Source organism: Brachymonas denitrificans, from assembly GCF_907163135.1.
Lineage (GTDB): Bacteria > Pseudomonadota > Gammaproteobacteria > Burkholderiales > Burkholderiaceae_C > Brachymonas > Brachymonas denitrificans_A.
Window position 1 is genome coordinate 94,870 of the sequence record NZ_CAJQUA010000001.1, and the last position, 23,896, is coordinate 118,765.

Annotated in this window: 18 protein-coding genes; 13 read left to right on the top strand and 5 right to left on the bottom strand. The window is 63.5% G+C overall.

What is annotated here, in order from left to right:
• Positions 1 to 164: 164 nt before the first annotated feature.
• Both KKQ75_RS00470 and tyrS read right to left on the bottom strand, forming a co-directional pair.
• Positions 165 to 2,444 carry a PhoX family protein gene (locus KKQ75_RS00470; RefSeq protein WP_213358746.1) on the bottom strand — a complete coding sequence of 760 codons (2,280 nt, stop codon included), beginning with the start codon at positions 2,442 to 2,444 and terminating at the stop codon, positions 165 to 167.
• 121 nt (positions 2,445 to 2,565) lie between these two features.
• Entirely contained in the window at positions 2,566 to 3,813 is a 1,248-nt protein-coding gene (gene tyrS, locus KKQ75_RS00475; protein WP_250130948.1) for a tyrosine--tRNA ligase, read from the bottom strand.
• A gap of 416 nt (positions 3,814 to 4,229) precedes the next feature.
• Here tyrS and KKQ75_RS00480 point away from each other — a divergent pair, with 416 nt between their 5' ends.
• Positions 4,230 to 5,633 (top strand): M23 family metallopeptidase, encoded by a 1,404-nt coding sequence (locus KKQ75_RS00480; RefSeq protein WP_213358752.1) that lies wholly within the window; start codon positions 4,230 to 4,232, stop codon positions 5,631 to 5,633.
• Between the two features lie 74 nt (positions 5,634 to 5,707).
• Complete coding sequence (locus tag KKQ75_RS00485; RefSeq protein WP_250130949.1) at positions 5,708 to 6,832, top strand: anhydro-N-acetylmuramic acid kinase; 1,125 nt, start codon at positions 5,708 to 5,710, stop codon at positions 6,830 to 6,832.
• Between the two features lie 160 nt (positions 6,833 to 6,992).
• On the opposite strand, the gene KKQ75_RS00490 is transcribed toward KKQ75_RS00485, so the two are convergent.
• Both KKQ75_RS00490 and KKQ75_RS00495 read right to left on the bottom strand, forming a co-directional pair.
• Positions 6,993 to 8,441, bottom strand: coding sequence for a tryptophanase (locus KKQ75_RS00490; RefSeq protein WP_213358756.1), 1,449 nt, complete (start codon positions 8,439 to 8,441; stop codon positions 6,993 to 6,995).
• Between the two features lie 351 nt (positions 8,442 to 8,792).
• Positions 8,793 to 9,686 (bottom strand): 23S rRNA (adenine(2030)-N(6))-methyltransferase RlmJ, encoded by an 894-nt coding sequence (locus KKQ75_RS00495; RefSeq protein ID WP_213362597.1) that lies wholly within the window; start codon positions 9,684 to 9,686, stop codon positions 8,793 to 8,795.
• 269 nt (positions 9,687 to 9,955) lie between these two features.
• Here KKQ75_RS00495 and rplM point away from each other — a divergent pair, with 269 nt between their 5' ends.
• The 9 genes from rplM to KKQ75_RS00540 all read left to right on the top strand — a co-directional run bounded on the left by rplM (position 9,956) and on the right by KKQ75_RS00540 (position 19,692).
• Positions 9,956 to 10,384 (top strand): 50S ribosomal protein L13, encoded by a 429-nt coding sequence (gene rplM / locus KKQ75_RS00500; RefSeq protein ID WP_091815712.1) that lies wholly within the window; start codon positions 9,956 to 9,958, stop codon positions 10,382 to 10,384.
• Between the two features lie 12 nt (positions 10,385 to 10,396).
• Positions 10,397 to 10,789, top strand: a complete 393-nt coding sequence (gene rpsI, locus KKQ75_RS00505; protein ID WP_091815713.1) for a 30S ribosomal protein S9 — start codon at positions 10,397 to 10,399, stop codon at positions 10,787 to 10,789.
• A 180-nt stretch (positions 10,790 to 10,969) separates the two neighbouring features.
• Positions 10,970 to 11,350, top strand: coding sequence for an iron-sulfur cluster insertion protein ErpA (erpA, locus tag KKQ75_RS00510; RefSeq protein ID WP_091815716.1), 381 nt, complete (start codon positions 10,970 to 10,972; stop codon positions 11,348 to 11,350).
• Positions 11,351 to 11,459: 109 nt separating this feature from the next.
• Positions 11,460 to 12,896 (top strand): multidrug transporter subunit MdtD, encoded by a 1,437-nt coding sequence (mdtD, locus tag KKQ75_RS00515; protein WP_213358757.1) that lies wholly within the window; start codon positions 11,460 to 11,462, stop codon positions 12,894 to 12,896.
• A gap of 42 nt (positions 12,897 to 12,938) precedes the next feature.
• The gene (locus tag KKQ75_RS00520) at positions 12,939 to 13,979 is read left to right on the top strand and encodes a cation diffusion facilitator family transporter (protein WP_250130950.1); all 1,041 of its coding nucleotides are present in this window, start codon (positions 12,939 to 12,941) and stop codon (positions 13,977 to 13,979) included.
• A gap of 192 nt (positions 13,980 to 14,171) precedes the next feature.
• Positions 14,172 to 15,833 (top strand): L-lactate permease, encoded by a 1,662-nt coding sequence (locus KKQ75_RS00525; protein WP_213358762.1) that lies wholly within the window; start codon positions 14,172 to 14,174, stop codon positions 15,831 to 15,833.
• Between the two features lie 179 nt (positions 15,834 to 16,012).
• A complete protein-coding gene (locus KKQ75_RS00530) occupies positions 16,013 to 16,969 on the top strand; it encodes a GNAT family N-acetyltransferase (protein ID WP_213358764.1) in 957 nt (318 codons plus the stop codon).
• A 133-nt stretch (positions 16,970 to 17,102) separates the two neighbouring features.
• A complete protein-coding gene (ppk1, locus tag KKQ75_RS00535; RefSeq protein ID WP_213358766.1) occupies positions 17,103 to 19,190 on the top strand; it encodes a polyphosphate kinase 1 in 2,088 nt (695 codons plus the stop codon).
• A 40-nt stretch (positions 19,191 to 19,230) separates the two neighbouring features.
• Positions 19,231 to 19,692 (top strand): SixA phosphatase family protein, encoded by a 462-nt coding sequence (locus tag KKQ75_RS00540; protein ID WP_213358768.1) that lies wholly within the window; start codon positions 19,231 to 19,233, stop codon positions 19,690 to 19,692.
• 45 nt (positions 19,693 to 19,737) lie between these two features.
• Here KKQ75_RS00540 and ppx read toward each other — a convergent pair whose 3' ends face one another.
• On the bottom strand, positions 19,738 to 21,240 hold the full coding sequence (gene ppx, locus KKQ75_RS00545) for an exopolyphosphatase (RefSeq protein WP_213358770.1): 1,503 nt from the start codon (positions 21,238 to 21,240) through the stop codon (positions 19,738 to 19,740).
• Positions 21,241 to 21,454: 214 nt separating this feature from the next.
• On the opposite strand from ppx, the gene pstS (KKQ75_RS00550) reads away from it, so the two are divergent.
• Together pstS (KKQ75_RS00550) and pstS (KKQ75_RS00555) are read left to right on the top strand one after the other, a co-directional pair.
• Positions 21,455 to 22,489: a phosphate ABC transporter substrate-binding protein PstS gene (gene pstS / locus KKQ75_RS00550; RefSeq protein WP_213358772.1), complete on the top strand. Its 1,035-nt coding sequence runs from the start codon at positions 21,455 to 21,457 to the stop codon at positions 22,487 to 22,489.
• A 230-nt stretch (positions 22,490 to 22,719) separates the two neighbouring features.
• Positions 22,720 to 23,820 (top strand): phosphate ABC transporter substrate-binding protein PstS, encoded by a 1,101-nt coding sequence (gene pstS / locus KKQ75_RS00555; protein ID WP_213358774.1) that lies wholly within the window; start codon positions 22,720 to 22,722, stop codon positions 23,818 to 23,820.
• Positions 23,821 to 23,896 lie beyond the last annotated feature (76 nt).

Below are 23,896 nucleotides of genomic sequence, written 5' to 3' on the forward strand. Positions count from 1 at the left end.
GAAATTGTAGAGAGATTGCGCGCCACCTCCATGTCAGCCGGAGCCGGATTGTGGTGCATGGCGCGAAAAAGACGGCAGTCCAGCGGCATTGTGCGCAGCAATGAAAAACGCCTGTGTCTTTTGGACACAGGCGTTGCGGTACCTGATGCTTCAGGTGCGCAGGCTTACAGGGCGATCACGCCGCCGTCCTTGCGCGTTACCACCACGGTCGCAGAACGCGGACGCTTGTGGTCCTTGTGCTGGCTGGTGATGCCCGGCTGGTTGCCCGGCCAGTGGCTGGTGAACTCATTGGTGGCAAAGTTGGCATCGGCCTCGCCCGGGTGCTGCACGTTGAAGAACAGCGTCTTGCCGTCCGGAGTCACCACCACGCCGGTGATTTCGCAGTCGTACGGGCCGACCAGGAAGCGGCGGATGTTCTCGCCCGTGGCATGGGCACCCATGATGGTTTGCTGGCCTTCCTTGGTGGTCACGGTCTTGCCGTCGCCCACCTCACCCGGAATCGCGGCCAGCATCATGCAGTTGGTCACGTCGGTATAGGCGCCGTCGTCCGTCTGGATCCACAGCAGGCCTGCGCCGCCTTGCGTGCGCTGGTCAAAGTACAGGCCATCCGGGCTGGAGAAGTCGTTGGTGGCGCTCAGCTTGGACAGGTTCTCGCTTTGCTTGCCATCGACGCGGGCGCCGAACAGATAGATGTCCCACTTGAACGTGGTGCCTGCCTGGCTGCCCTGTTCGCGCCAGCGCACGATATGGCCGTTGGTGTTGCCCACGCGCGGGTTGGCGGCGTTGAGCTTGTCGGCGGTGCGCTGGGAGTTGTTGGTCATGGTCATGTAAACCTCGTTGTTCAACGGGTTCACACCACCCCACTCGGGGCGGTCCATCTTGGTAGCGCCGCGGGCATCTGCAGCCAGACGGCAGTGAATCAATACATCCGCCTGGTCGGCGAAGGGGTACAGGGAGTTGCCGGCATCCAGGCCGTTCTTGCCATGGGTCAGCTCCAGCCATTCGCCGGTGCCGTCGTCGTTGAACTTGGCGGCGTACAGCGTACCCTTGTCCAGATACTTGGCGCTGGCTTCGAAGCCCTTGTTCACGTCAGCTGGATCCCACTTGGCATCCGAAACGTACTTGAACACGTACTCGTTGCGGGCGTCGTCACCGGAATAGATCACGATCGGTTCGCCTGCCTTGGCTGGAGCCGGCCAGGCGCCTTCGTGGTTGAAGCGGCCCAGCGCAGTGCGCTTGACCGGCTTGCTGTCGGGTTTGAAGGGGTCGATTTCCACCACCCAGCCGAAGGTGTTGAAGATGTTGCGGAAGTCGTCCTTGGCAGTGGAGCCCTCGCCGCCCTGGCTGCTGTTCCAGCGGGCAAACTTGTCGTCCGTCGCCTGATCGCCTTCCACCTGGTCCCAGCTGTAGGGGCTGACGCGACCCTGGGGCAGGCCGTAGCGCTTCAGGGCATCGACTTCGGCCTTGGTGCGACCGGTGTCATCGCCACGCTTGCGGGCCAGCACGTTCAGGTAGTTTTCTTCGCAGGTCAGGTAGGTGCCCCAGGGCGTGTAGCCGCAGGCGCAGTTGTTGTTCATGCCGAAGGCCGCCATGCCGTCCTTGGACAGCTTGGTGACCAGCTTGGCATTGCCCGCAGCCGGGCCGCCGAAGGCCATCGGGGTTGCGGAGTGCACGCGGATGTTGAACTCTGAGTCGACCATCTTCATGTCGTTGCTGCCGGCATCGCGCCTGACTTCCACCACGCTGGCGCCGTGTGCATAGACTTCCTTGGTGATCTCGTCGGCCTTGCGGCGGCGATAGTACAGGTAGTCATCATTCGCCTTTTTGTAGGCGGCTTTCTGCTCGTCGCTTGCATCCTTGGCAAGGCTTGCGGGCTTCGGAAACTTGGGGTCGGCAATCCAGGTAATGCCGTTCTCATGCAGACCATAAGGCTGCACCACGTATTCGTGGTTCACGCACAGCAGGCCCTTGTCGGAGCGGTTGGCATCAAACTTGCCGTCGTTGCTCAGGCCGAAGTAGTACATGCCGTCGTGGCCGTCACCGATGCGGAACTGGTAGGACTCGGCCGTCTCGGAGCCGTCATCCTTCCAGCTGCTGTGGCCATACCTGATCGGGTCGCCCAGGGCGTGCAGGATGCTGACCTGATAGTCCTTGGGCACCGTCACCAGGTCGGCGTTGGTGTGTTGCACGGGTTCGAAGCTGAGCTTGAGCTTGTCGGCACCCTTGTCGGCGTTGGGGCTCGGGGTCGCGGTGCCACCGTCACCACCACACGCCGTCAGGCCCACGCTGCCCAGCAGCACGCCGGCAGAAGTGGCCACGCTGCCGCGCAGCACGCTGCGGCGGTTCAGGTTGGACGCCAGGATGTCGTTGAAATGGGTGTTGTTGCTGTGGTTGACGATTTCGTTATCGTCGTAGATAACGGAAGGGGTCTTGTCGGAATGCATGAAGGCTCCAGAAATGGGTGGACGAAAACGACTGCCCATCATGCAGTTGCAAAATGACGAATTGGTTACCCCTTGTTGAAGCTTGGATGACACCCTCCGCAGGGTGCCATCGCCAACAGAATCAGCCCAGCGTCACCCGCGCAAACTTGCGCTTGCCCACCTGCAGCACATAGGTGCCCGCGCCCAGTTTCAGGCCCTTGTCGCTGATCACGCTGCCATCCACGCGCACGCCGCCGCCATCGATCAGGCGGTTGGCCTCGCCCGACGAGGCCGTCAGGCCCGCCTGCTTGAGCAGGGCGCCGATGCCCACCGGCGCGCCGCCGTCGCCCAGCGGCAGGCTGCGCTCGTCGATCTCGTCCGGAATGCCGCCGCGCGAGCGGTTGATGAAATCCTGCTCGGCCGCATCGGCCGCCGCTGCGCTGTGGAAGCGCGCCGTGATCTCCTTGGCCAGCGCCACTTTCACTTCCTTCGGATTGCGCCCGCCTTCCACCTGCGAGCGCAGCATGCGGATTTCTTCCTCCGAGCGGAAGGACAGCAGGGTGAACCAGCGCCACATCAGCGTATCGCTGATCGACAGCACCTTGGCGAACATGGTGTTGGCGTCCTCGGTGATGCCGATGTAGTTGTTCTTGGACTTGGACATCTTGTCCACGCCGTCCAGGCCCTCCAGCAGCGGCATGGTCAGAATGCACTGCGGCTCCTGGCCGTACTCTTCCTGCAGGTGGCGCCCCATCAGCAGGTTGAACTTCTGGTCGGTGCCGCCCAGCTCGATATCGGACTTGAGCGCCACCGAGTCGTAGCCCTGCATCAGCGGATACAGGAACTCGTGGATGCTGATCGAGTTGCCGGCATGGAAGCGCTCATGGAAGTCGTTGCGCTCCATCATGCGCGCCACGGTGTACTTCGCGGCCAGCTGGATCATGCCGCGCGCGCCGAGCTGGTCGTTCCACTCGCTGTTGTAGCGGATCTCGGTCTTGCTCGGGTCCAGTACCTTGCTGGCCTGCTGGTAGTAGGTTTCGGCGTTGTACTTGATCTGCTCGGCCGTCAGCGGCGGGCGCGTGCTGTTGCGGCCGGAGGGATCGCCAATCAGACTGGTGAAGTCACCGATCAGGAAGATGACCGTGTGGCCCAGGTCCTGCAGCTGGCGCATCTTGTTCAGCACCACCGTGTGGCCGATGTGGATGTCGGGCGCCGTCGGATCCAGCCCCAGCTTGATGCGCAGCGGCTGGCCGCTCTGCTCGGACTTGATCAGCTTGCGCAGCCAGTCGTTCTCGGGCAACAGTTCCTCGCAGCCACGTTTTGTAACATTCAGTGCATGTAGCACATCGGAACTGGGATTCAACTGGTTGATTTCAGTACTGTTTAACATTTTCGTCATGTTTGTGTGCCGCTGCCGCCGTGTAACATGCGCTTGCAAATGGCAGAAAGGGTTGCGGGTAATTCAGGATGCTGACAGAGAAAGACTGTCATACTCCACACCCAGATGTCATCCTGCTCCTACATCCGTGTAGCACGGGGGATGACAGTAGTAGGAAGTGGCGCTCATTTTATCCAACAGCGCCGCAGTGGGGCGGCAGAACTGTGATCTCCCTGTATCGACACGGAATGTGTCGCGGGGCGCCCTCGACGAGGATGCAGTTTTCGGGCGATCGTGCTCGCTGCATGTGCAGAAAATTCAATGCGTGGCCTGATCCGGCCCTTGATGCAGGGTGACTGCGAGTCGCCTGGCCGGAGCGGTGCGTGCCCTGTGATGGAGGCCCTGCCGGTCTCCATGGTAAGAAATTGATGACTGAAACCGAACAGACAAGCGAAGTGGAACAAGGCAGCGAGACAGGCGTCCAGGGGACGCTGCGCGCTGCAGCGTGCGAGGCGCGTGCCTGGATGCGCCGCAACCCGCGCGCAGGCCTCGGCGCCCTGGCTGCCGTGATGCTGCTGGGTGCGGGTGGTGCCTTTGCCGTGGTCGCTCCCAATCAGCAGGATGACGTGGTCATCCGCCAGGTGCTGGAAGTGGTGCAACCCGCCACGGCCCTGAGCAAGCAGGAGGCCGACCTGCGCGCCCACGAATTCGTGCTCTACCGCAATACCGACACCCGCGAGAACGATACTGCAGCCAGCCTGCTGACCCGTATCGGCGTGAGCGACGCTGCTGCCGAGAGCTATCTGCGCACGACCGATGCGGTGCGCGGCGAACTGTTGGGCCAGAACCAGCGCGCCGTGCAGGCCGAGGTGCTGCCCGACCAGCGCCTCAAGTCCCTGCGTGTGCGCTGGATCGAAGCCGGCCAGACGCGCCGCTACCAGGAGCTGACCATTACCCGCGAAGGCGACGGCTTCCGCTACCAGACCAAGTCCGGTGCGCCTGAAGTGCGTACCGAACTGGCCAGCGTGACGCTGGGCGGCAAGTATTTCCAGGCAACCGGTGCCGCCGGCGTGCCCGCTGCAGTCGCCACCCAGGTGCTGAATATCTTCGATCCGGTAACCCGCATCGAACAGGATGCGCGCAAGGGCGACGCCCTGACCGTGGCCTACGAGAGCATGGCCGTGGACGGCGAAGTGCTGGGCTTCGGCCGTGTGCTCAACGCGAAGGTGCAGGTGCAGGGCAGCACGCACAGCGCCGTGTGGTTTGACGGCGGCCGCGGCCAGTCCGGCAAGTACTACACACCCGAGGGCAAGAGCCTGGAGCTGGCCTACCTGGCTTCGCCGATTCCCGGCGGCGCCTTCATCACCAGCGGTTTTTCTCCGTATCGCCTGCACCCCGTGTTTGGCGATGCGCGCCCGCACACGGGTGTGGACTATCGCGTTGCCATCGGTACTCCGGTGGTGACCGTGGCTGACGGGACCGTGAGCTTTGCCGGTACGCAGACCGGCTATGGCAATGTGGTCATCGTCGAGCATGCCAACAAGCAGTCCACGCTGTATGCCCACCTGAACAGCATCCATGTGCGTGTGGGCGAGAAGGTGGTACAGGGCAGCATGATTGCCAAATCCGGCAATACCGGCTGGTCCACCGGGCCGCACCTGCATTTCGAAACGCGCAACAACGACGTGCCGGAGAACCCCGAGGTGGTGCTGGCCGAGAAGCGCGCCGAAACCCTGGCCGCTTCGCAGCGTCCGGCCTTCAACCAAGTCGTGGCACTGGCCCAGCGCAACTGGGAGCAGGCGCAAGGCATTCAGCTCGCCAGCGCCCGTTGATCCCGCAGGGGCTGGCGTATGATGCGCGCATGACTGCGCCAGCTACCGCTTTTCCCCTGACCTGCATCGGCCTCATGTCCGGCACCTCCATGGATGGTGTCGACGGCGTTCTGGTCGACATCAGCCCCGCTTCTGGCGGGGCTTCGTCTTTGCGCCTGGTGCAGCGTGCCTTTGCCAGCGTGGACCTGCCGCAGGCTTTGCGCGATGAACTGCTGGCGCTCAACAGCCCTGGCGACAACGAATTGCACCGTGCGGCGCTGGCCGCCAATGCGCTGATGCAGGTGTATGCCCAGTGCGTGCAGCAGCTATGCGCACAGGCGGGTCTGGCGCCTGCCGACGTGGCCGTCATCGGTGCGCATGGGCAGACGGTGCGGCATCGCCCGGGTCTGTTTGATGGGATGGGGTACACGACACAACTGGTCAATGGCGCCTTGCTGGCCGAGCTGAGCGGCATTGCCGTGGCCTGCGATTTCCGCAGCCGCGACGTGGCTGCAGGCGGGCAGGGCGCGCCGCTGGTGCCGGTGTTTCACCAGGCGCTGTGGCAAAGCGGCGCCGGCTTCCAATGCGGCAGTGGTACCATGGCCGTGCTTAATCTTGGCGGCATCGCGAATCTGAGCCTGCTGCAGCCTGGCAGGACGCCTGTCGGCTTCGATTGCGGCCCTGCCAACGCTTTGCTCGATGGCTGGTGCCAACTGCATACCGGCCAGCCCTATGATGCCGATGGCCGCTGGGCGGCGCAGGGGCAGCTGCAGGCCGCGCTGTTGCAGCAGTTGATGGCCGAGCCCTATATCCAGCAGCCCCCACCCAAGAGCACGGGGCGCGATCTTTTCAATATGGAGTGGTTGCAGCAGCAACTCGCAGCGCATCCCGGCATGGCTCCGGTGGATGTGCAGGCGACACTCACGGCCTATACGGTGCAAGCGGCAGCGCATCATCTGCGCACGTCTGCGCCCGACGCCAGGCGCCTGCTGGTATGCGGCGGTGGCGTACGCAACGGGGAAATCATGCGCCAGCTGGCGCAGGCGCTGCCTGGTGTGATCGTGGAATCCACCCTGGCCCACGGCATGGATCCGCAAGCGGTGGAGGCCACTGCTTTTGCCTGGCTGGCCAGCAAGACCTGGCTGCGTGAGCCGATCGACATGACGGCCGTCACAGGGGCACGCGGCCCGCGCGTGCTCGGTTGCCTGTATCCTGCCTGACCCGGCAGCCCGGCAGCCCGGCAGCCCGGCAGCCCGGCAGCCCGGCAGCCCGGCAGCCCGGCAGCCCGGCAGCCCGGCAGGCGCAGCGCGATATCTGTGCTGCGCCACCCGAGGCCAAGCCGGTGCTTACCGTCAGGAGAGTACCAGCTGCATCCGCGAATTACAGGCTGTCGCCAAAGTCCGTGCGGAACTTCTCGACCAGCTTCTGCTGCCAGCCCGACACCGGTGCCAGACGGCCATAGAAGAAGCGCAGGATGGCAGGCTCGTCCGTGAACTGCAGGCCTTCCACCAGCTGGCGGTTCCGGTACAGCCACACCAGGCGATCCACCACATACTTCACCTGCGACAGCGTGAACACGCGGCGCGGCATGGCCAGGCGCAGCAACTCCATGTTGGCCATCGGCTCGGTGCCGTCCGGGTCACGCTGCTCGGACAGAGTGCCGCGCTCCATGCCGCGCACGCCGCTGACGATGTACAGCGCCGAAGCCAGCGCACCGGCCGGGTACTGCGCCTGCGGGATGTGGTCCAGGAACTGCATCACGTTGATGTGGCAGCCCAGGCCGCCAGCAGGGGTGATCACCGGCACGCCGTGCTTCTGCAGCTCGTCCACCATGTAGGCGATGAACTGCGGACCCTGGCTGATCATGTCCTCGTCCATGGTCTCGTCCAGGCCGACGGTCAGCGCTTCCATCTCGCGCACCGACATGCCGCCGTAGGTCAGAAAGCCCTCGTACAGCGGCACCAGACCGCGCATCTTCTCGTACACGGCCTTGCTGCGGATGCAGATGCCGCCGCCACGCGCGCAGCCCAGCTTGCGCGCGGAGAAGTAGATGATGTCGCACAGGTCGGCCATCTTGCGCGTGATCTCGCGGATGGACAGGGCCTTGCAGCTCTCCTCGCGCTGCTTGAGGAAGTACAGGTTGTCGGCCAGCAGGCTGGCGTCCAGTACCAGCAGCAGCTTGTGCTCGTCGCACACGCGGCGGATGTCGGCCAGGTTCTGCAGCGAGATGGGCTGGCCGCCGATCAGGTTGGTGCCGGCTTCCATGCGCACGAAAGCGATCTTGTCGGCGCCATGTTTGGCAATGATGCCTTCGAGCTTCGCCACATCCATGTCGCCCTTGAACGGGTGCGCGCTGACCACTTCCAGACCCTTGTCGGAAATGATCTCTTCCACCATGCCGCCGTTGAGCGTGATGTGCGCCTTGGTGGTGGTGAAGTGGTAGTTCATCGGCACCACGCTGCCCTGCGTCACCAGCGTCTGCGCCAGGATATTCTCGCAGGCACGGCCCTGGTGCGTGGGCAGGAAGTAGTCCATGCCGAAGATCTCGTTGAGCTTGCGCTCCAGGCGCGTGTAGGTGGCGCTGCCGGCGTAGCTGTCATCGGCGATCATCATGGCGGCCTGCTGCTGGTCGCTCATGGCGTTCACGCCGCTGTCGGTCAGCATGTCCATGAAGACATCCTTGTTCTGCAGCAGGAAGGTGTTGTTGCCTGCCTCGGTGATGGCGGCCAGGCGCTGCTCCACCGGAACGAGATTGAGTTTCTGCACAATGCGAACCTTGTGCATTTCGAGCGGAACCTGTTCGCCGCTGAAGAATTTGACGTGTGCCATGGATGGGAAACCTCCGATTTTTTGAAAGTAGAAGCCCGAAGCCGCGGAAAAACACACCGCAGCAGGGATCGGGTTCTTTAGGTTCGGCAGGGCTGTAGGAATGAAGTCCGACTGGTGCCACCTGACATTATGCAATTCGGTGAATTGCGGATGCGGACGCGTCAGCAGCTTGGATGATCCAGATTAAGAGTCGCGCAGAAATTACCGGTGCCCCGAAGGATGCTTGGCGGACCAAGACGCTGGGATATTGCGAAGAAGCGCCCCACACATGGAGAGGAGCGCCCAAGCAGGCTTGGGAGGCAATGCGTTTGCCAGGGTCGGGGGGTGCTAGAAAAAAGCGCGAGAATGCCGTCAGGCCTTGCTGGCCTCAACTGCCCAGCTGGCGCCGGTACCGCGCTTGAGCAACTTGTGCACCACCGGCAGCGCCTGCTCCAGCTGCTCTTTCAGCACGAAAGGAGGGTTGATGACGAACATGCCGCTGGCGCGCAGTCCATCGCGTGCGCTGTTTTCATCCCCGCGACCAATCGCCAGCGTGGCATGCAGCCAGCTCTTGCCGGCCTGCTGGGCCAGGGCCTTGAGCTTGCGCGGCAGTTCATGTGCCTCGGGGCGCGGAATCACCGGATACCAGACTGCGTAGCAGCCGGTGGCAAACCGCTGCAGGGCGTCCTGCACCGTGGCAGTCACCTGGCCGTAGTCGGTCTTGAGCTCGTAGCTCGGGTCGATCAGCACCAGTCCGCGGCGGCTCGGTGGCGGCAGCAGGCCTTTCAAACCGGCAAAGCCGTTGTTGCGCACCACGTGGATCGCATCGGGTCGGCCGAGCTCTGCCACGTTGTTGTCGAGCAGGCGGCTGTCGGTCGGGTGCAGTTCGAACAGGCGCAACTGGTCTTGCGGGCGCATCAGCGTGGCCGTGATGAAGGGCGAGCCGGGATACTTGCGCAGCGCCTCGCCGCCGTTGAAGCCGGCCAGCAACGCAAGGTAGGCGGCCAGGGCTTCCGGCGCCCTGGCCTCGTCCGGGGCGCCCGGGCCATACTGCTGCCACAGCGGCAGCACGCCTTCGTTGGCTTCACCGCTGGTCTGCGCATCACCGCCATCGAGCCGGTACAGGCCGGTGCCGGCGTGCGTATCGGCCAGCAGCAGGGGCGTTTCCTTGGACGAAGTGAGATAGCGCAGGATGGCAACCAGCGTCATGTGCTTGAGCACATCGGCGTGGTTGCCTGCGTGGAAGGCGTGGCGGTAGCTGAACATGATGCCCGCCATCGTACAGGGCTTTGTGGGCCGGCGGGCACAGTCGAAGGGTGGCAGTCATCAAATACTTGTGGCAATCACCGGATTCTTCGTATAATCATCGGCTTGCCTGCGTCTTTGGCCCGCGGCAAAAGCAGTACCCCCACCTAAGAGGTTCTCACCAGAAGAACACCGACCGTGGAATAGGCCGGACGCCCCCGCCGTGCAATGGTTGCGCGGCACGGCTAGCGAAATAGCCAGCCAAACCACATTTCCAAAGGAAAAAACCCATGAAAACATTCAGCGCAAAACCCGCTGAGGTGCAACATGAGTGGTTTGTGATTGACGCCACCGACAAGGTGCTCGGCCGGGTAGCCAGCGAAGTTGCCCTCCGTCTGCGCGGCAAACACAAAGCCATTTACACCCCCCACGTCGATACCGGCGACTACATCGTCGTGATCAACGCCTCCAAGCTGAAAGTGACCGGTACCAAGTCTCTGGACAAGATGTACTATCGCCACTCCGGCTTCCCCGGCGGCATCTATGCCACCAACTTCCGCGATCTGCAGGCCAAGCATCCCGGCCGCGCGCTCGAGAAGGCCGTCAAGGGCATGCTGCCCAAGGGTCCTCTGGGCTACGCCATGATCAAGAAGCTGAAGGTGTACGGCGGTGCTGAGCATCCGCACACTGCCCAACAACCCAAAGTGCTGGAAGTCTAAAGGAGCATCACAATGATTGGTGATTGGAACAATGGCACCGGCCGTCGCAAATCCAGCGTCGCCCGCGTGTTTCTGAAAAAAGGCTCCGGCAAGATCACGGTCAACGGCAAGGACATCCAAGAGTTCTTCGGCCGCCAGACCTCCATCATGATCGCCAAGCAGCCGCTGGCCCTGACTGAAAACCTGGAATCCTTCGACGTGCAGGTCAACGTGCACGGCGGCGGCGAATCCGGCCAGGCTGGCGCCATCCGCCACGGCATCACCCGTGCCCTGATCGACTACGACGCAGCCCTCAAGCCCGAACTGAGCAAGGCCGGCTTCGTCACGCGTGACGCCCGCGAAGTGGAACGCAAGAAGATCGGTCTGCGTGGCGCCCGTCGCGCCAAGCAGTTCAGCAAGCGTTAATCGCTTTCTGCTGCCGCAAGAAACCGCACCGGCTTGCCGCGTGCGGTTTTTTTATGCAGCATCCCGGCACGCCGGTGCCAAAACCCTACATCCCGCAACGGCAATAGGGATGTGCGGCAAATGGTTGAGTAATTTGCTGTACTATTGCTGCCAGACTGACTGATTCAAGAAGTGCAAGACATGACTACTGTTGCCGAATCCACCGCTGCCGAGAATGCAGCCCCCGTCTCCGACGACCCCATCCTGTTCACCGACAGCGCTGCCGCCAAGGTGGCCGACCTGATCGCCGAAGAGGGCAACCCCGACCTGAAGCTGCGCGTGTTCGTGCAGGGCGGCGGCTGCTCGGGTTTCCAGTACGGCTTCACCTTTGACGAAATCACCAACGACGACGACACCGTGATGACCAAGAACGGCGTCTCCCTGCTGATCGATGCCATGAGCTACCAGTACCTGGTCGGTGCCGAGATCGACTACAAGGAAGACCTGCAGGGTGCCCAGTTCGTGATCCGCAACCCGAACGCCGAAACCACCTGCGGCTGCGGCTCCAGCTTCTCAATGTAAGAGCCGTCATGCGGTGTTGGTGCGCCGGCGCAGTAGGCCGGCGTGATGCGTTTCGCCCCCTATCTGCAACCGCCCTCGTGGCGGTTGTCGGCGTTTTGCCGGTTGCAACATGACGCCACCGGTTCTGCCCCAGGCTGATGAACGCCAGCTCCGGCGCCTGCTGTGGCTGGTGGCGGTCGGCTTCTTCATGCAGACGCTGGACGCCACCATCGTCAACACGGCGCTGCCGGCCATGGCGCGGAGCCTGAGCGAGAGTCCGCTGCGCATGCAGGCGGTGCTGGTGGCGTATTCGCTCACCATGGCCATCCTGATTCCGTTGTCGGGCTGGCTGGCAGACCGTTTCGGCACGCGCCGCATGTTTCTGGGTGCGATCCTGGTGTTTGTCATCGGCTCGCTGGCCTGCGGACTGGCCGTGACCCTCAACCAGCTGGTGGCAGCGCGCGTGTTGCAGGGCGCAGGCGGTGCGCTGCTGATGCCGGTGGGCCGCCTGACCGTGCTGCGGGCCTTTCCGCGCGAACGTTTCCTGGGTGCCATGAGTTTTGTCGCGATTCCGGGGTTGGTGGGGCCCTTGCTCGGCCCCACGCTGGGTGGCTGGCTGGTGGAAATCGCCTCCTGGCACTGGGTTTTCCTCGTCAACGTGCCGGTCGGGCTGATCGGCTGGATCGCTGCCAGACGCTATCTGCCGGATTTCCGCGGCGTGGAGCGCAGCAGGCTGGACGTGCCGGGATACGGCCTGCTGGCCCTGGGCATGGCGCTGGTGCTGCTGTCCGTCGACGGGCTGGCTGCGATCGGCCTGCATGGCGCGGCCTCGCTCGTCGTGCTGGTGACGGGCCTGGCCTGCCTGGCCGCCTACTGGCTGCGCGCGGGACGGCAAGCCCATCCGCTGTTTGCGCCCAGCCTGTTCCGCGTGCCGGCGCTCAGCATCGGCCTCACGGGCAACCTGATTTCGCGTCTGGGCAGCAGTGCCGTGCCTTTCCTGATTCCCCTGATGCTGCAACTCAGCCTCGGCTATTCGCCAGCCGAGGCGGGCATGATGATGCTGCCCATGGCGCTCGCCGGCATGCTGATCAAGCGCTTTGCCACCTGGTCAATCACACGCTACGGCTACCGGCGCGTGCTGGTCATCAACACCGCGCTGGTGGGCGGCATGATCGCCAGTTTTGCCCTGATCAGCGGGGCGGAGCCGGTCTGGCTGCTGGTGCTGCAGTTCTACCTGTTCGGCTCCTGCAATTCGCTGCAGTTCACCGCCATGAACACACTCACTCTGCGTGATCTGGATACGGCGCAGGCCAGCAGTGGCAACAGCCTGCTGTCCATGGTGCAGATGCTGGCGATGAGCCTGGGTGTTGCGCTGGCCGCCGCCGTGCTTGGCGGTTTTGCCGAAACCCTGCAGGCAGAAGCCGACCCGGAGCGCATGCAGCAGGCCTTCCGCTACACTTTCATCTGCATGGGCGGCATGACGCTCGCGTCCGCCTGGGTGTTCTGGCAGCTGTCTCCCCACTCGGTCTGGATGCGACGGCTGGAGCAGGACCCCGGATTCGACTGACACCCCATCCCCCAGTCTGCCCGACTGTCCTACGGAATGTCCATGAAACTCCCTCGTCCCAAGACCCTGCTCTGGATGTCGGCTGCGGCCGCCGTCCTGACCATCATCCTCAAGACCCTGGCCTGGTATGTGACCGGCTCGGTCGGCCTGCTGTCCGACGCCATGGAGTCCTTCGTCAACCTGGCCGGTGCCGTCTTCGCGCTGATGATGGTGACCATCGCCGAGCGCCCGGCGGACGAGGACCATCCCCACGGCCACCACAAGGCCGAATACTTTTCGTCCGGCTTCGAGGGCATGCTGATCTTCGGCGCCGCGCTGGGCATTCTCTGGACCTCGATCGACCGCCTCATGAACCCGCAGCCGCTGGAGCAGCTGGGGTGGGGCATGGCGTTCTCGATGGCCAGTACTGTGCTCAATGGCATTGGCGCTTGGGTGCTTTTGAAGGCGGCCAAGGTGCACAACTCGATTGCGCTAGAGGCGGATGGGCGCCATCTGCGTACCGACGTCTGGACCTCTCTCGGCGTGGTTGCCGGCGTGGCGCTGGTGCAGTTGACCGGCTGGCTCTGGCTGGACCCGGTAGTGGCCATTGCCGTGGCGCTGAACATCCTGAAGGAGGGCTGGCACCTGATCCGCAACTCCAGCCATGGCCTGATGGACAGCGTGGTCGACAGCGAAACTGCAGACAGCATCCAGCAGACGCTGGACCGTTTCGTGCAGCAGGAAAAGGATGCGCAGGGCCGCGAACTGGTGCGTTTCGATCATGTGGTCACGCGCGCGGCCGGCCAGCGCAGCTTTGTTTCCATGCACATGCACGTGCCGGCGAGCTGGACGCTGGGCCGCTCGGCCAAGCTGCGCAACGATGTGGAGCGCGCGCTGGTGGAAAGCCAGCCCCAGCTGCACGCCACCATCGAAATGCTCCCGTTCGACATGGAGCCCGTGCAGACCCTGGGCGATCTGGAGCCGGTGGCGGAAGCGGCGTCAGCCAGCACGGCTGCAACCATCAGCTCAGTGGCACCGCCCGTGAGTTGCCAGCCGCAGCATGGCTTCCCCGGCAGTGCTGTCCGTATGGGCGCGCGCGAATAGTCCAGGTTGCTATCCTTGCGCATCAGGGTTTACGCCCTATTGCCGCGATGCGTGAAAATATTTCAGAATCAGCCTGCCGAAGTCTATTACTTTCAATGAAATCATGCACTTAGAAGCGAATGTCTGTATGTAAACTGCGCCACTTGGTCATCCTGCATCGGGGTGGCAGAAGAGCACAGGAGATATTCGCGCATGGTATGGCAACAAATCTATAACCCGACGGACAGCATGCTGCTGTCCACGCTGCTGGCTGTCATCCCGGTGGCGGTGATGCTGATCGGCCTCGGCTTTCTGCACATGAAGGCCCATATTGCGGCCGGCCTCGGCCTCGTCAGCGCCTTGCTGATTGCCATCTTCGTGTTCGGCATGCCCGGCACCATGGCCGGCAAGGCGGCCATGATGGGCGCCTTTACCGGCCTGCTGCCGATCGGCTGGATTGTGCTCAATATCATCTTTCTGCACCAGCTCACCGAGAACAACGGCAGCTTCAAGGTGCTGCAGGACTCGATTGCCGGCATCACCGAAGACCGCCGCCTGCAACTGCTGCTGATCGCCTTTGCCTTCGGTGCATTCTTCGAGGGCGCGGCCGGTTTCGGCACGCCGGTGGCGGTGACGGCAGCCATCCTGATCGGCCTGGGCTTCTCGCCGCTGGCCGCGTCCGGCCTGAGCCTGATTGCCAACACCGCACCGGTGGCCTTCGGCGCGCTGGGCACGCCCATCATCACCATGGCCAAGGTGCACGGCTACGATGCGATGGAGCTGTCCGCCATGGTGGGCCGGCAGCTGCCGCTGTTCTCGCTGATGGTGCCGTTCTGGCTGATCTGGGCTTTCGCAGGCCGCAAGGCCATGATGGAGATCTGGCCGGCCATTCTGGTGACGGGCCTGAGCTTCGCCATTGCCCAGTTCCTGACATCCAACTACATCGGTCCCGAGTTGGTCGACGTGATCTCCGCCATCGCCTCCATGGTCAGCCTGGTGCTGTTCCTGCGGGTGTGGAAGCCGCGCCGCATCTGGACCAGCACCTCGCTGCGCGGCCACGAGGCCGAAGGCGGCGAGGGCAGGGAAGCCACGCCGCCTGCGCGCCATGACCGCGCCACCGTGATTCGCGCCTGGATGCCCTGGGTGATCCTGACCGTGTTCGTGTTCCTGTGGGGCATGCCCAGCGTGAAGGCCTTCTTCAATGGTATCTTCGCGCCGCAGTTCCCGATCGAGGGCCTGCACAACATGATCGAGAAAATGCCGCCGGCGGTTCCGGTGCCGCACAAGGAAACCGCCATCTACGTGTTCAACCTGCTGTCCGCCACCGGTACCGGCATCCTGCTGGCCGCCGTACTGGGTGGGCTGGCCATGGGCTACAGCGTGGGTGGTCTGCTGCGCCAGTTCGTCAGGACCTTCTGGCTGGTGCGCTACTCGCTGCTCACCATTGTGCTGATGCTGGCCCTGGGCACGCTCACGCGCTACTCCGGCATCGACACCACCATGGGCCTGGCATTCGCCATGACGGGCGTGTTCTATCCCTTCTTCGGCACCATGCTGGGCTGGCTGGGAGTGGCGCTGACCGGTTCAGACACCGCATCGAACGTGCTGTTCGGCGGCATGCAGAAGGTGGCGGCCGACCAGCTGGGACTGTCGCCCAACCTCATGGGCGCAGCCAACAGCTCCGGCGGCGTGATGGGCAAGATGATCGATGCCCAGTCCATCGTGGTGGCCTCCACGGCAACGCGCTGGTTCAACAAGGAGGGCGTGATCCTGCGCTATGTGTTCAAGCACTCGCTGGTGCTGGCCATGCTGGTCGGCCTGTTCGTGACGCTGCAGGCCTATGTCTGGCCATTCACCGCGATGGTGGTGAAGTAAGTACATGTAAATGCTGCAAGAGGCCGCCTGCGGGCGGCTTTTTCGCGTTGTTTCGCTGCTGTGGCAGGGCAGGGCGCTGTGATAGATTCACGGAATGTTCACAAATCAGCAGCATGATTGTCATGCACCATCGTCACACTGGGGCACAGACATACCGAGTTACACAGGAACTGACAAGCATGAAAGAGCTGCCTACGCCCACTTTCGACCTCTCCCCGCGCATGCGCGGGCTGCCAGCCCTGCTGCGCAAGCCCTTGCGCAAGGCCGGGGCGGCGCTGGCGCATGCACGCCCCATTTCCGTGGCTCCCGCCAGCACTCCGGAGGTTTCGGTGTCCCCTGTCGTCCTGCCAGCAGCCCCCGCGCTGGTGCAGCCTGCCACCATGCGTGAGGCTGCCAGCTCCAAGCACGGGCTGGATGCCCGCTGGGCGCGCAATCTTGACGAAGTGCGCGAAGCACAGCGCCTGCGCTACCAGGTGTTTGCCGAAGAAATGGGCGCCACCCTCAAGGCCGGCATCCCCGGCCATGATATCGACCTGTTCGACGATTACTGCGAGCACCTGCTGGTGCGTGATCTGGAAACCGGCATGGTGGTCGGCACCTACCGCGTGCTTACCCCGGCCCAGGCACGCCGCGTCGGCAGCATCTACAGCGATGCCGAATTCGATCTGGTACGCCTGCGCCACCTGCGCGCCAGCATGGTCGAGCTGGGCCGCAGCTGCGTGCATGCCGACTACCGTTCCGGCGGCGTGATCCTCACGCTGTGGGGCGCGCTGGCCGAGTTCATGGGCCGCAACCAGCTCGACACCATGGTCGGCTGCGCCAGCATCCCCATGACGCACCACGGCCTGCCCTCCGGCTATGCCGCTGCCAGCATCTGGCAGCAGGTGCGACAGACGCACCTCGCCCCCATCGAATACCACGTCACCCCGCGCCTGCCGCTGCCGGTGGACGAGCTGCAGAGCGACGTGGTGGTCGAGCCCCCGGCGCTGATCAAGGGCTACCTGCGTCTCGGCGCCAAGGTACTGGGCGCTCCCGCCTGGGATCCGGACTTCAACACGGCCGACCTGCCGATGATGATGCGCGTGGCAGATCTGCCCTCGCGCTACCGCCGCCAGTTCGACGCAGCACGCAGTTAATGGTATAGTTCGCCATTCCCTGTTTTTTGCAGATGCCTGTCGCAACCCGTGTTGCGGGCAGGCATTTTGTCTTTGCGGCGCCGGTTTTTGGCATGCTCCCCATGTACGGTCCGCAGACTGCCGAGTCCATTCCATGCAATTTCCCGCCATGCTTGACCGCGACGAGAGCATACTGGCCTTCAACACGCGCGTGCTCGACTGGGCCGCGCGCGAGGAAGTGCCACTGCTCGAGCGCATGCGTTACCTGTCCATCGTTTCCTCCAACCTGGACGAATTCTTCGAAGTTCGCATGGCGGACCTGCTCGATGCGGCGCAAAACCACATCCATGAAGGCGACTTCACCGAGCGCCAGTTCCTGAGCGTCTCGGCCAGGGCACACGAACTGGTGGCCCAGCAGTACGACATCCTGCGCTACAGCCTGTATCCGGCGCTGGCCGCCAACGGCATCACCATCGTCTCGCACGGCGAGCGCACGCCCGAGCAGCGCCGCTGGGTGAAGCACTACTTCGAGACCCAGGTGCGGCCGCTGCTGCTACCGGTCAGTCTCGATCCGGCACACCCGTTCCCGCAGGTGGCGAACAAGTCGCTCAACTTCATCGTCAAGCTGGCCGGCCAGGACGCGCTGGGCCGTTCCAACAGCATCGCCATCCTGAAGGTTCCGCGTGCGCTGCCCCGCCTGCTGCGCCTGCCGCCGCACCTGTCGGACGGCAAGGATCAGTTGGTGTCCCTGCCCAGCGTGATCCGCGCCCATCTGGAAGAGCTGTTCCCCAACCGCGAGGTGGAGCAGCTCTCGCAATTCCGCGTCACGCGCCACTCTGACCTGGCAGTGGACGAGGAAGACGTCAGCAACCTGCGCATGGCGCTGCGCGAAGGGCTGCAGCAGCGCCACTATGGCAAGGCAGTGCGGGTGGAGGTGTCTTCCAACTGCCCGGACGAACTGGCCGAGCTGCTGTGCCGCCAGTTCGACCTGCCGCCGCAGTCGCTCTATCGCGTGCATGGCCCGGTCAACCTGGTGCGCATGAGCCTGCTGGTGGATCTGGTCAACAAGTCCGAATTCCTGTTTCCCCCGTTTGCGCCAGCCTACCCGCAGGCCCTGCGTGGTGTCGATTCGATTTTCGAGCGCCTGAAACAGGGCGATGTGCTGGCGCACCAGCCCTTCGAGAGCTTCGATCCCGTGCTCGACATGCTGCGCGAGGCGGTCAACGATCCGAACGTGCTGGCGATCAAGCAGACCATCTACCGCACCGGCTCGGATTCCGAGCTGATGCTGTTGCTGCGCGATGCGATCCGCCGTGGCAAGGAAGTGACCGCCGTGGTGGAACTGAAGGCGCGCTTCGACGAAGAGGCCAATATCAACTGGGCCGAGAAGCTCGAATCCGTGGGGGCCCAGGTCGTGTATGGCGTGGTCGGCATGAAAACCCACGCCAAGATGCTGCTGATCACGCGGCGCGAAGGCAAAAAGCTCAAACGCTACGGCCACCTGGCTACAGGCAACTACAACCCGCGCACCGCACGGCTGTATACCGACTTGAGCTATTTCACGGCCGATGACGTGCTCACCGGCGACATGCAGCGCGTGTTCGTGCACCTGGCCAGCCAGAGCGAGATTCCGCGCCTGTCGCGCATGCTGATGGCGCCCTATACGCTGCAGGACACCATGCTGCAGCGCATTGCGCAGGCCGGCCGCGCCGCGGCAGCCGGCAAGGGCGGCCGCATCGTGGCCAAGATGAACGCACTGACCGACGAGGCGCTGATCCTGGCATTGCTCGAAGCCGGCCAGAAGGGCGCCCGCATCGACCTGATCGTGCGCGGCGCCTGCATGCTGCATGCCCAGGTGCCGGGCCTGAGCGAGAACATCCGTGTGCGGTCGATCATTGGCCGCTTCCTCGAGCACTCGCGCGTGTTCTATTTCGGCATCGGCGAGGAAGAGCACCTGTATCTCTCCAGCGCCGACTGGATGAACCGCAACATGCTGCGCCGCATCGAGCTGGCCTGGCCTGTCACCGATCCTGAACTCAAAACCCGCATCATTGACGAATGCCTGCTGGCCTACGAATATGATGAGGCCTTGTCCTGGCAGATGCAGGCTGACGGCAGCTATGCCCGCCCGCCATCGCCACTCGACCACCCGCGCAACGTGCAGCGCGCCCTGATGACGCGCTACCTCGGCGCCGGCAAGGGCGCGGGCAAGAAGGGGCGGAAGAAAGCCGGCAATCCCTAAAATCCGCGGGCCCGGCCCGCACCCTCAGCAAGGAGCAACCATGGATCTGATTTTGTGGCGCCATGCCATCGCGGTGGACGCGGATGAAGGACTGGACGACCTGAAGCGTCCGCTCACGGAAGAGGGAGAGGAGCAGGCCAAGGAAATGGCAGCCTGGCTCAAGCGCCACTTGCCCAAGGATACCCGCATCCTGACCAGCCCGGCATTGCGTACCCGCCAGACCGTGCTGCGCCTGACCAAGACCGACTACCAGGTGGTGAACGAACTGGCGCCCAACGCCACGCCCGACACCCTGCTCAGGGTCGTGAACTGGCCGCTGAGCGAGGAGCCGGTGCTGGTGGTGGGCCACCAGCCCACGCTGGGCGAAGTGGCGCAGAAGCTGCTTGGCATGCAGATGAGCTGCTCCATCAAGAAGGGCGCCGTCTGGTGGCTGCACCACCGCGTGCGCGACGGCAAGGGGCAGGTCATCCTCAAGGCGGTGCAGAACCCGCGCATGCTGTGAGCGAGTGCCCGCACGGGTGCTGATGGCCCGGCCCGCTGCCGGCGCTCAGCGAATCTGCAGCTTGAGCGGCACGTCGGTGCGCGCCCAGGCATCGACTTCCTGTTGCAGCAGGAAGTACGACTGCGGATAGTCCAGCGCCCATTGCTTGGGCACCAGCAATGTAAAGCCGAGCGAGGGCGTTACCTTGCGCTGCAGTTGCAATCCTTCCATGGTGGGCAGACGGCGTGCATGGCACAGGATCACGGCCAGCCGCAGGGCCAGCAACTGGGAGGTGAATCCCACGTCCTTGAAATCCACATCGAGCTTGCGCAGCTTGCCGCGGTGGCCGAGCACCATGTTGCCCAGGTAGTGCAGCTCGGGCAGGGCAAAGCCGGGCGCTTCGGCGTTGTCGATGATGTAGGCGCCATGGCGGTGGTAGCTGCTGTGCGAGATGTGCTGGCCGATCTCGTGCAGGCGCGCCGCCCAGCGCAGCTTGCGCTCGATACGTTCGCGCTGTACCGTCATGCCCTCGATCGGGGTCAGCTGGCGGTAGAGCGTCAGCGCGGTGCGCTCCACGCGCAGTGCCTGCTTCTGGTCCACGGCAAAGCGGTCCATCATGCGGCCCACGGTCACCTGGCGCAGGTCGGTGGTGGGTTGCTCGCGGTTCAGCAGGTCGTACAGCACGCCCTGGCGCAGGGCTCCCAGTGCCACCTGCATCTGCTTGAGCTGCAGCACCTCGAAGATCGCCAGCAGTACGGCCAGGCCGCCGGCCAGAACCGGCTTGCGCTCTTCCTTCAGCGTTTCCAGTTCGAGCGAGTTGACGTTGCGCACCTTGAGCAGCTTCTGCTTGAGCCATTCCAGCCCTTCGAGCGTGACCACGCCGGGCTCGCCGCCATTGGCAGCGAGGATCTCGCCAATGGCGCCGATCGTGCCGGACGATCCGTAGGCCACGTCCCAGCGCCCAGGGCGGTAGATTTCCACGCCTTCGTCCAGTACGGCCTTGGCCGCAATGTTGGCCTGCTTGAAGGCAGAAGGCGTGAACTTGCCATCGGGAAAGAAGCGCATCGACCAGGTCACGCTGCCGAACTGGAAGGACTCCAGCTGCATCGGCTCCAGGTTCTTGCCGAGAATCAGCTCCGTGGAGCGGCCGCCGATGTCCACCACCAGGCGGCGGTCAGCCGAGCGCGGCAGCAGGTTGGCCACGCCCTGGTAGATCAGGCGCGCTTCCTCGCGGCCGGCGATCACGTCGATGGGAAAACCGAGGATCTGGTGCGCCTTGCTCAGGAACACGTCACGATTGTTGGCCTCGCGCAACGTCTGTGTGGCGACGGCGCGGATCTGGTCGCGGCGGAAGCCCGCCAGGCGCTCGCTGAAACGTGCCAAGCAGTCCCAGCCGCGCTGCATGGCTTCGAGGGAGAGGTTGTTGTTGTCGTCCAGGCCATTGCCCTGGCGGACGGTTTCTTTCAGGTATTCGACGCGCTGGATCTGGCCATGCTCATACTTGCCGATTTCCAGGCGAAAGCTGTTCGAGCCGAGGTCAAGCGCTGCAAGTCGGGTGCCGTTGCGCATGATGAAGAGAGGGAAAGGAGACAGTTTCTTTTTTTCATCATAGGGCTTTTGCAGCCGCTGCCGGGGAAAAAACGGGCATATTGCACACAGTGTCTGACAAACGCCAAACTGTCATGGATTTGTCACGGTGGCTTCCTACAGTTCGTCTGCCCGGGGTCAGTTTGCTGCAAGGTACTGGCTCCTTGGAATCCATTCATTCAATCAAGGACATTTCATGAAATCCGTCATCAAGGTTTCCGCTATCGGTCTGGCCGCAGCCCTGTCTTTCGGTTTTGCCCAGGCGCAAGACATCACCGGCGCCGGCGCTTCCTTCCCGGCTCCCCTGTACTCCAAGTGGGCGGCCGACTACGCCAAGGCGTCCGGCTCCAAGGTGAACTACCAGTCCGTGGGCTCCGGTGCCGGCATGAAGCAGATCGAAGCCAAGACCGTGGACTTCGGCGCTTCCGACGAACCCCTGACCGACGCCGACCTGAAGGCCAAGGGCCTGGTGCAGTTCCCCACCGTGGTGGGCGGCGTGGTGCCGGTCCTGAACGTCAAGGGCGTGGCTCCTGGCGCACTGGTGCTGGATGGCAAGACCCTGGGCGACATCTACCTGGGCAAGATCACCAAGTGGAACGACCCGGCCCTGAAGGCCCTGAACCCCACTCTGGCCCTGCCTGACGCCGCCATCGCCGTGGTGCGCCGCGCCGACGGCTCCGGCACCAGCTTCAACTTCACCAACTACCTGAGCAAGGTCAACCCCGAGTGGAAGGCCAAGGTTGGCGAAGGCAAGGCCGTGAACTGGCCCGTGGGTACCGGTGGCAAGGGCAACGAAGGCGTTGCCGCTTTCGTGAGCCGCCTGCCCAACTCCATCGGCTACGTCGAGTACGCCTACGTGAAGCAGAACAAGATGACCTACGCCCGCATGAAGAACGCGGCCGGCAGCATCGTGTCTCCTGACGACACCACCTTCAAGGCTGCCACGGCTGCTGCCAACTGGAAGGGCTCCTTCTACCAGATCCTGACCAACCAGGCTGGCAAGAACGCATGGCCGATCACGGCTGCCACCTACATCATGATGCACACCAAGCAGGACAAGCCCGAGAAGGCCGCTGCTTCCCTGAAGTTCTTCGACTGGGCCTACAGCAACGGTGACGCTGCTGCCGGCTCCCTGGACTACGTGCCGATGCCCGCCGAAGTGAAGACGGTGATCCGCAAGTCCTGGGCCAACATCAAGGACGGTTCCGGCAAGGCCATCGCCATCAAGTAAGCGTCTGACGACGACTGCCTGAACCCGAACCCTGTCGCCTGGCGGCAGGGTTTTTTTCTGCCGGCAGCCGGCCGTTGTGGTGCGGCGGTGACGTTTGCGTCAACGTGACAACCATGTGACATGGCCAACACGAAATTGTCATATTGATGTCACAAACCATTTTTACAGTTTGTCATGAACCGGTCGGGCAGGTGGTTGCCCCGGCTGAAATGAAGCAAAAAGGATAGAAAATGCAGAACACTCGCAGGATTGCAATCGTTGGCGTGGCCGCCGTCATGGCCATGGGTCTGGCCGCTTGCGGCAAGAAGGACGAGGCCAAGCCGGCCGCTTCCGGCGCCGAGCCGCAGCCCCAGGCGCAAGCCAGCGGCGGCATCACCGGTGCCGGCGCTTCCTTCCCGGCTCCGCTGTACTCCAAGTGGGCGGCCGAGTATGCCAAGGCTTCCGGTGTCAAGGTGAACTACCAGTCCGTGGGCTCCGGCGCCGGCATGAAGCAGATCGAAGCCAAGACGGTCGATTTCGGCGCTTCCGACGAGCCGCTGAAGGACGAGGACCTGAAAGCCAAGGGCCTGGTGCAGTTCCCGACCGTGGTGGGTGGCGTGGTGCCGGTGATCAACGTGCAGGGCATCGAGAATGGCGCCATGGTGCTGGACGGCACCACCCTGGCCAAGATCTACCTGGGCACCATCACCAAGTGGAACGATCCCGCCATCAAGGCGCTGAACCCCGAACTCAAGCTGCCCGATGCCGTGATCGCTCCGGTGCGCCGCGCCGACGGCTCCGGCACCAGCTTCAACTTCACCAACTACCTGAGCAAGGTCTCTCCCGAGTGGAAAGAGAAAGTGGGTGAGGGCAAGGCCGTGAACTGGCCGGTCGGTACCGGCGGCAAGGGCAACGAAGGTGTGGCCCAGTTCGTGGCCCGTCTGCCCAACTCCATTGGCTACGTCGAGTACGCCTATGTGAAGCAGAACAAGATGAACTACGTCAAGCTGAAGAACGCCGCCGGCAACGTGGTGAGCCCCGAAGAGAAGACCTTCAAGGCCGCTACCGCTTCCGCCGACTGGAAGAAGTCCTTCTACCAGATCCTGACGAACCAGGAAGCTGCCGACGCATGGCCGATCACTGCCGCCACCTTCATCATGATGCAGGCCAAGCAGGACAAGCCCGAAGCCGCTGCTGCTTCCCTGAAGTTCTTCGACTGGATGTACGCCAACGGCGACCAGATGGCTTCCGAGCTGGACTACGTGGCAATGCCTGCTGACGTCAAGGCCGTGATTATCGAGTCCTGGGTCAACATCCAGGACAGCTCCGGCAAGGCCATTGCCTACAAGTAAGCACTGGGCTGATCGCAAGCGTTCCGGTCGCCGGCCGGGCCTGCCTCGAGGGCGGGTCCGGCGTCCGGTCGGGATG

Bases quoted from the DNA above. Each gene is read 5' to 3' on its own strand.
- KKQ75_RS00470 (WP_213358746.1), bottom strand. From the start codon at position 2,444: ATGCATTCCGACAAGACCCCTTCCGTTATCTACGACGATAACGAAATC.
- tyrS (WP_250130948.1), bottom strand. From the start codon at position 3,813: ATGTTAAACAGTACTGAAATCAACCAGTTGAATCCCAGTTCCGATGTG.
- KKQ75_RS00480 (WP_213358752.1), top strand. From the start codon at position 4,230: ATGACTGAAACCGAACAGACAAGCGAAGTGGAACAAGGCAGCGAGACA.
- KKQ75_RS00485 (WP_250130949.1), top strand. From the start codon at position 5,708: ATGTCCGGCACCTCCATGGATGGTGTCGACGGCGTTCTGGTCGACATC.
- KKQ75_RS00490 (WP_213358756.1), bottom strand. From the start codon at position 8,441: ATGGCACACGTCAAATTCTTCAGCGGCGAACAGGTTCCGCTCGAAATG.
- KKQ75_RS00495 (WP_213362597.1), bottom strand. From the start codon at position 9,686: ATGTTCAGCTACCGCCACGCCTTCCACGCAGGCAACCACGCCGATGTG.
- rplM (WP_091815712.1), top strand. From the start codon at position 9,956: ATGAAAACATTCAGCGCAAAACCCGCTGAGGTGCAACATGAGTGGTTT.
- rpsI (WP_091815713.1), top strand. From the start codon at position 10,397: ATGATTGGTGATTGGAACAATGGCACCGGCCGTCGCAAATCCAGCGTC.
- erpA (WP_091815716.1), top strand. From the start codon at position 10,970: ATGACTACTGTTGCCGAATCCACCGCTGCCGAGAATGCAGCCCCCGTC.
- mdtD (WP_213358757.1), top strand. From the start codon at position 11,460: ATGACGCCACCGGTTCTGCCCCAGGCTGATGAACGCCAGCTCCGGCGC.
- KKQ75_RS00520 (WP_250130950.1), top strand. From the start codon at position 12,939: ATGAAACTCCCTCGTCCCAAGACCCTGCTCTGGATGTCGGCTGCGGCC.
- KKQ75_RS00525 (WP_213358762.1), top strand. From the start codon at position 14,172: ATGGTATGGCAACAAATCTATAACCCGACGGACAGCATGCTGCTGTCC.
- KKQ75_RS00530 (WP_213358764.1), top strand. From the start codon at position 16,013: ATGAAAGAGCTGCCTACGCCCACTTTCGACCTCTCCCCGCGCATGCGC.
- ppk1 (WP_213358766.1), top strand. From the start codon at position 17,103: ATGCAATTTCCCGCCATGCTTGACCGCGACGAGAGCATACTGGCCTTC.
- KKQ75_RS00540 (WP_213358768.1), top strand. From the start codon at position 19,231: ATGGATCTGATTTTGTGGCGCCATGCCATCGCGGTGGACGCGGATGAA.
- ppx (WP_213358770.1), bottom strand. From the start codon at position 21,240: ATGCGCAACGGCACCCGACTTGCAGCGCTTGACCTCGGCTCGAACAGC.
- pstS (WP_213358772.1), top strand. From the start codon at position 21,455: ATGAAATCCGTCATCAAGGTTTCCGCTATCGGTCTGGCCGCAGCCCTG.
- pstS (WP_213358774.1), top strand. From the start codon at position 22,720: ATGCAGAACACTCGCAGGATTGCAATCGTTGGCGTGGCCGCCGTCATG.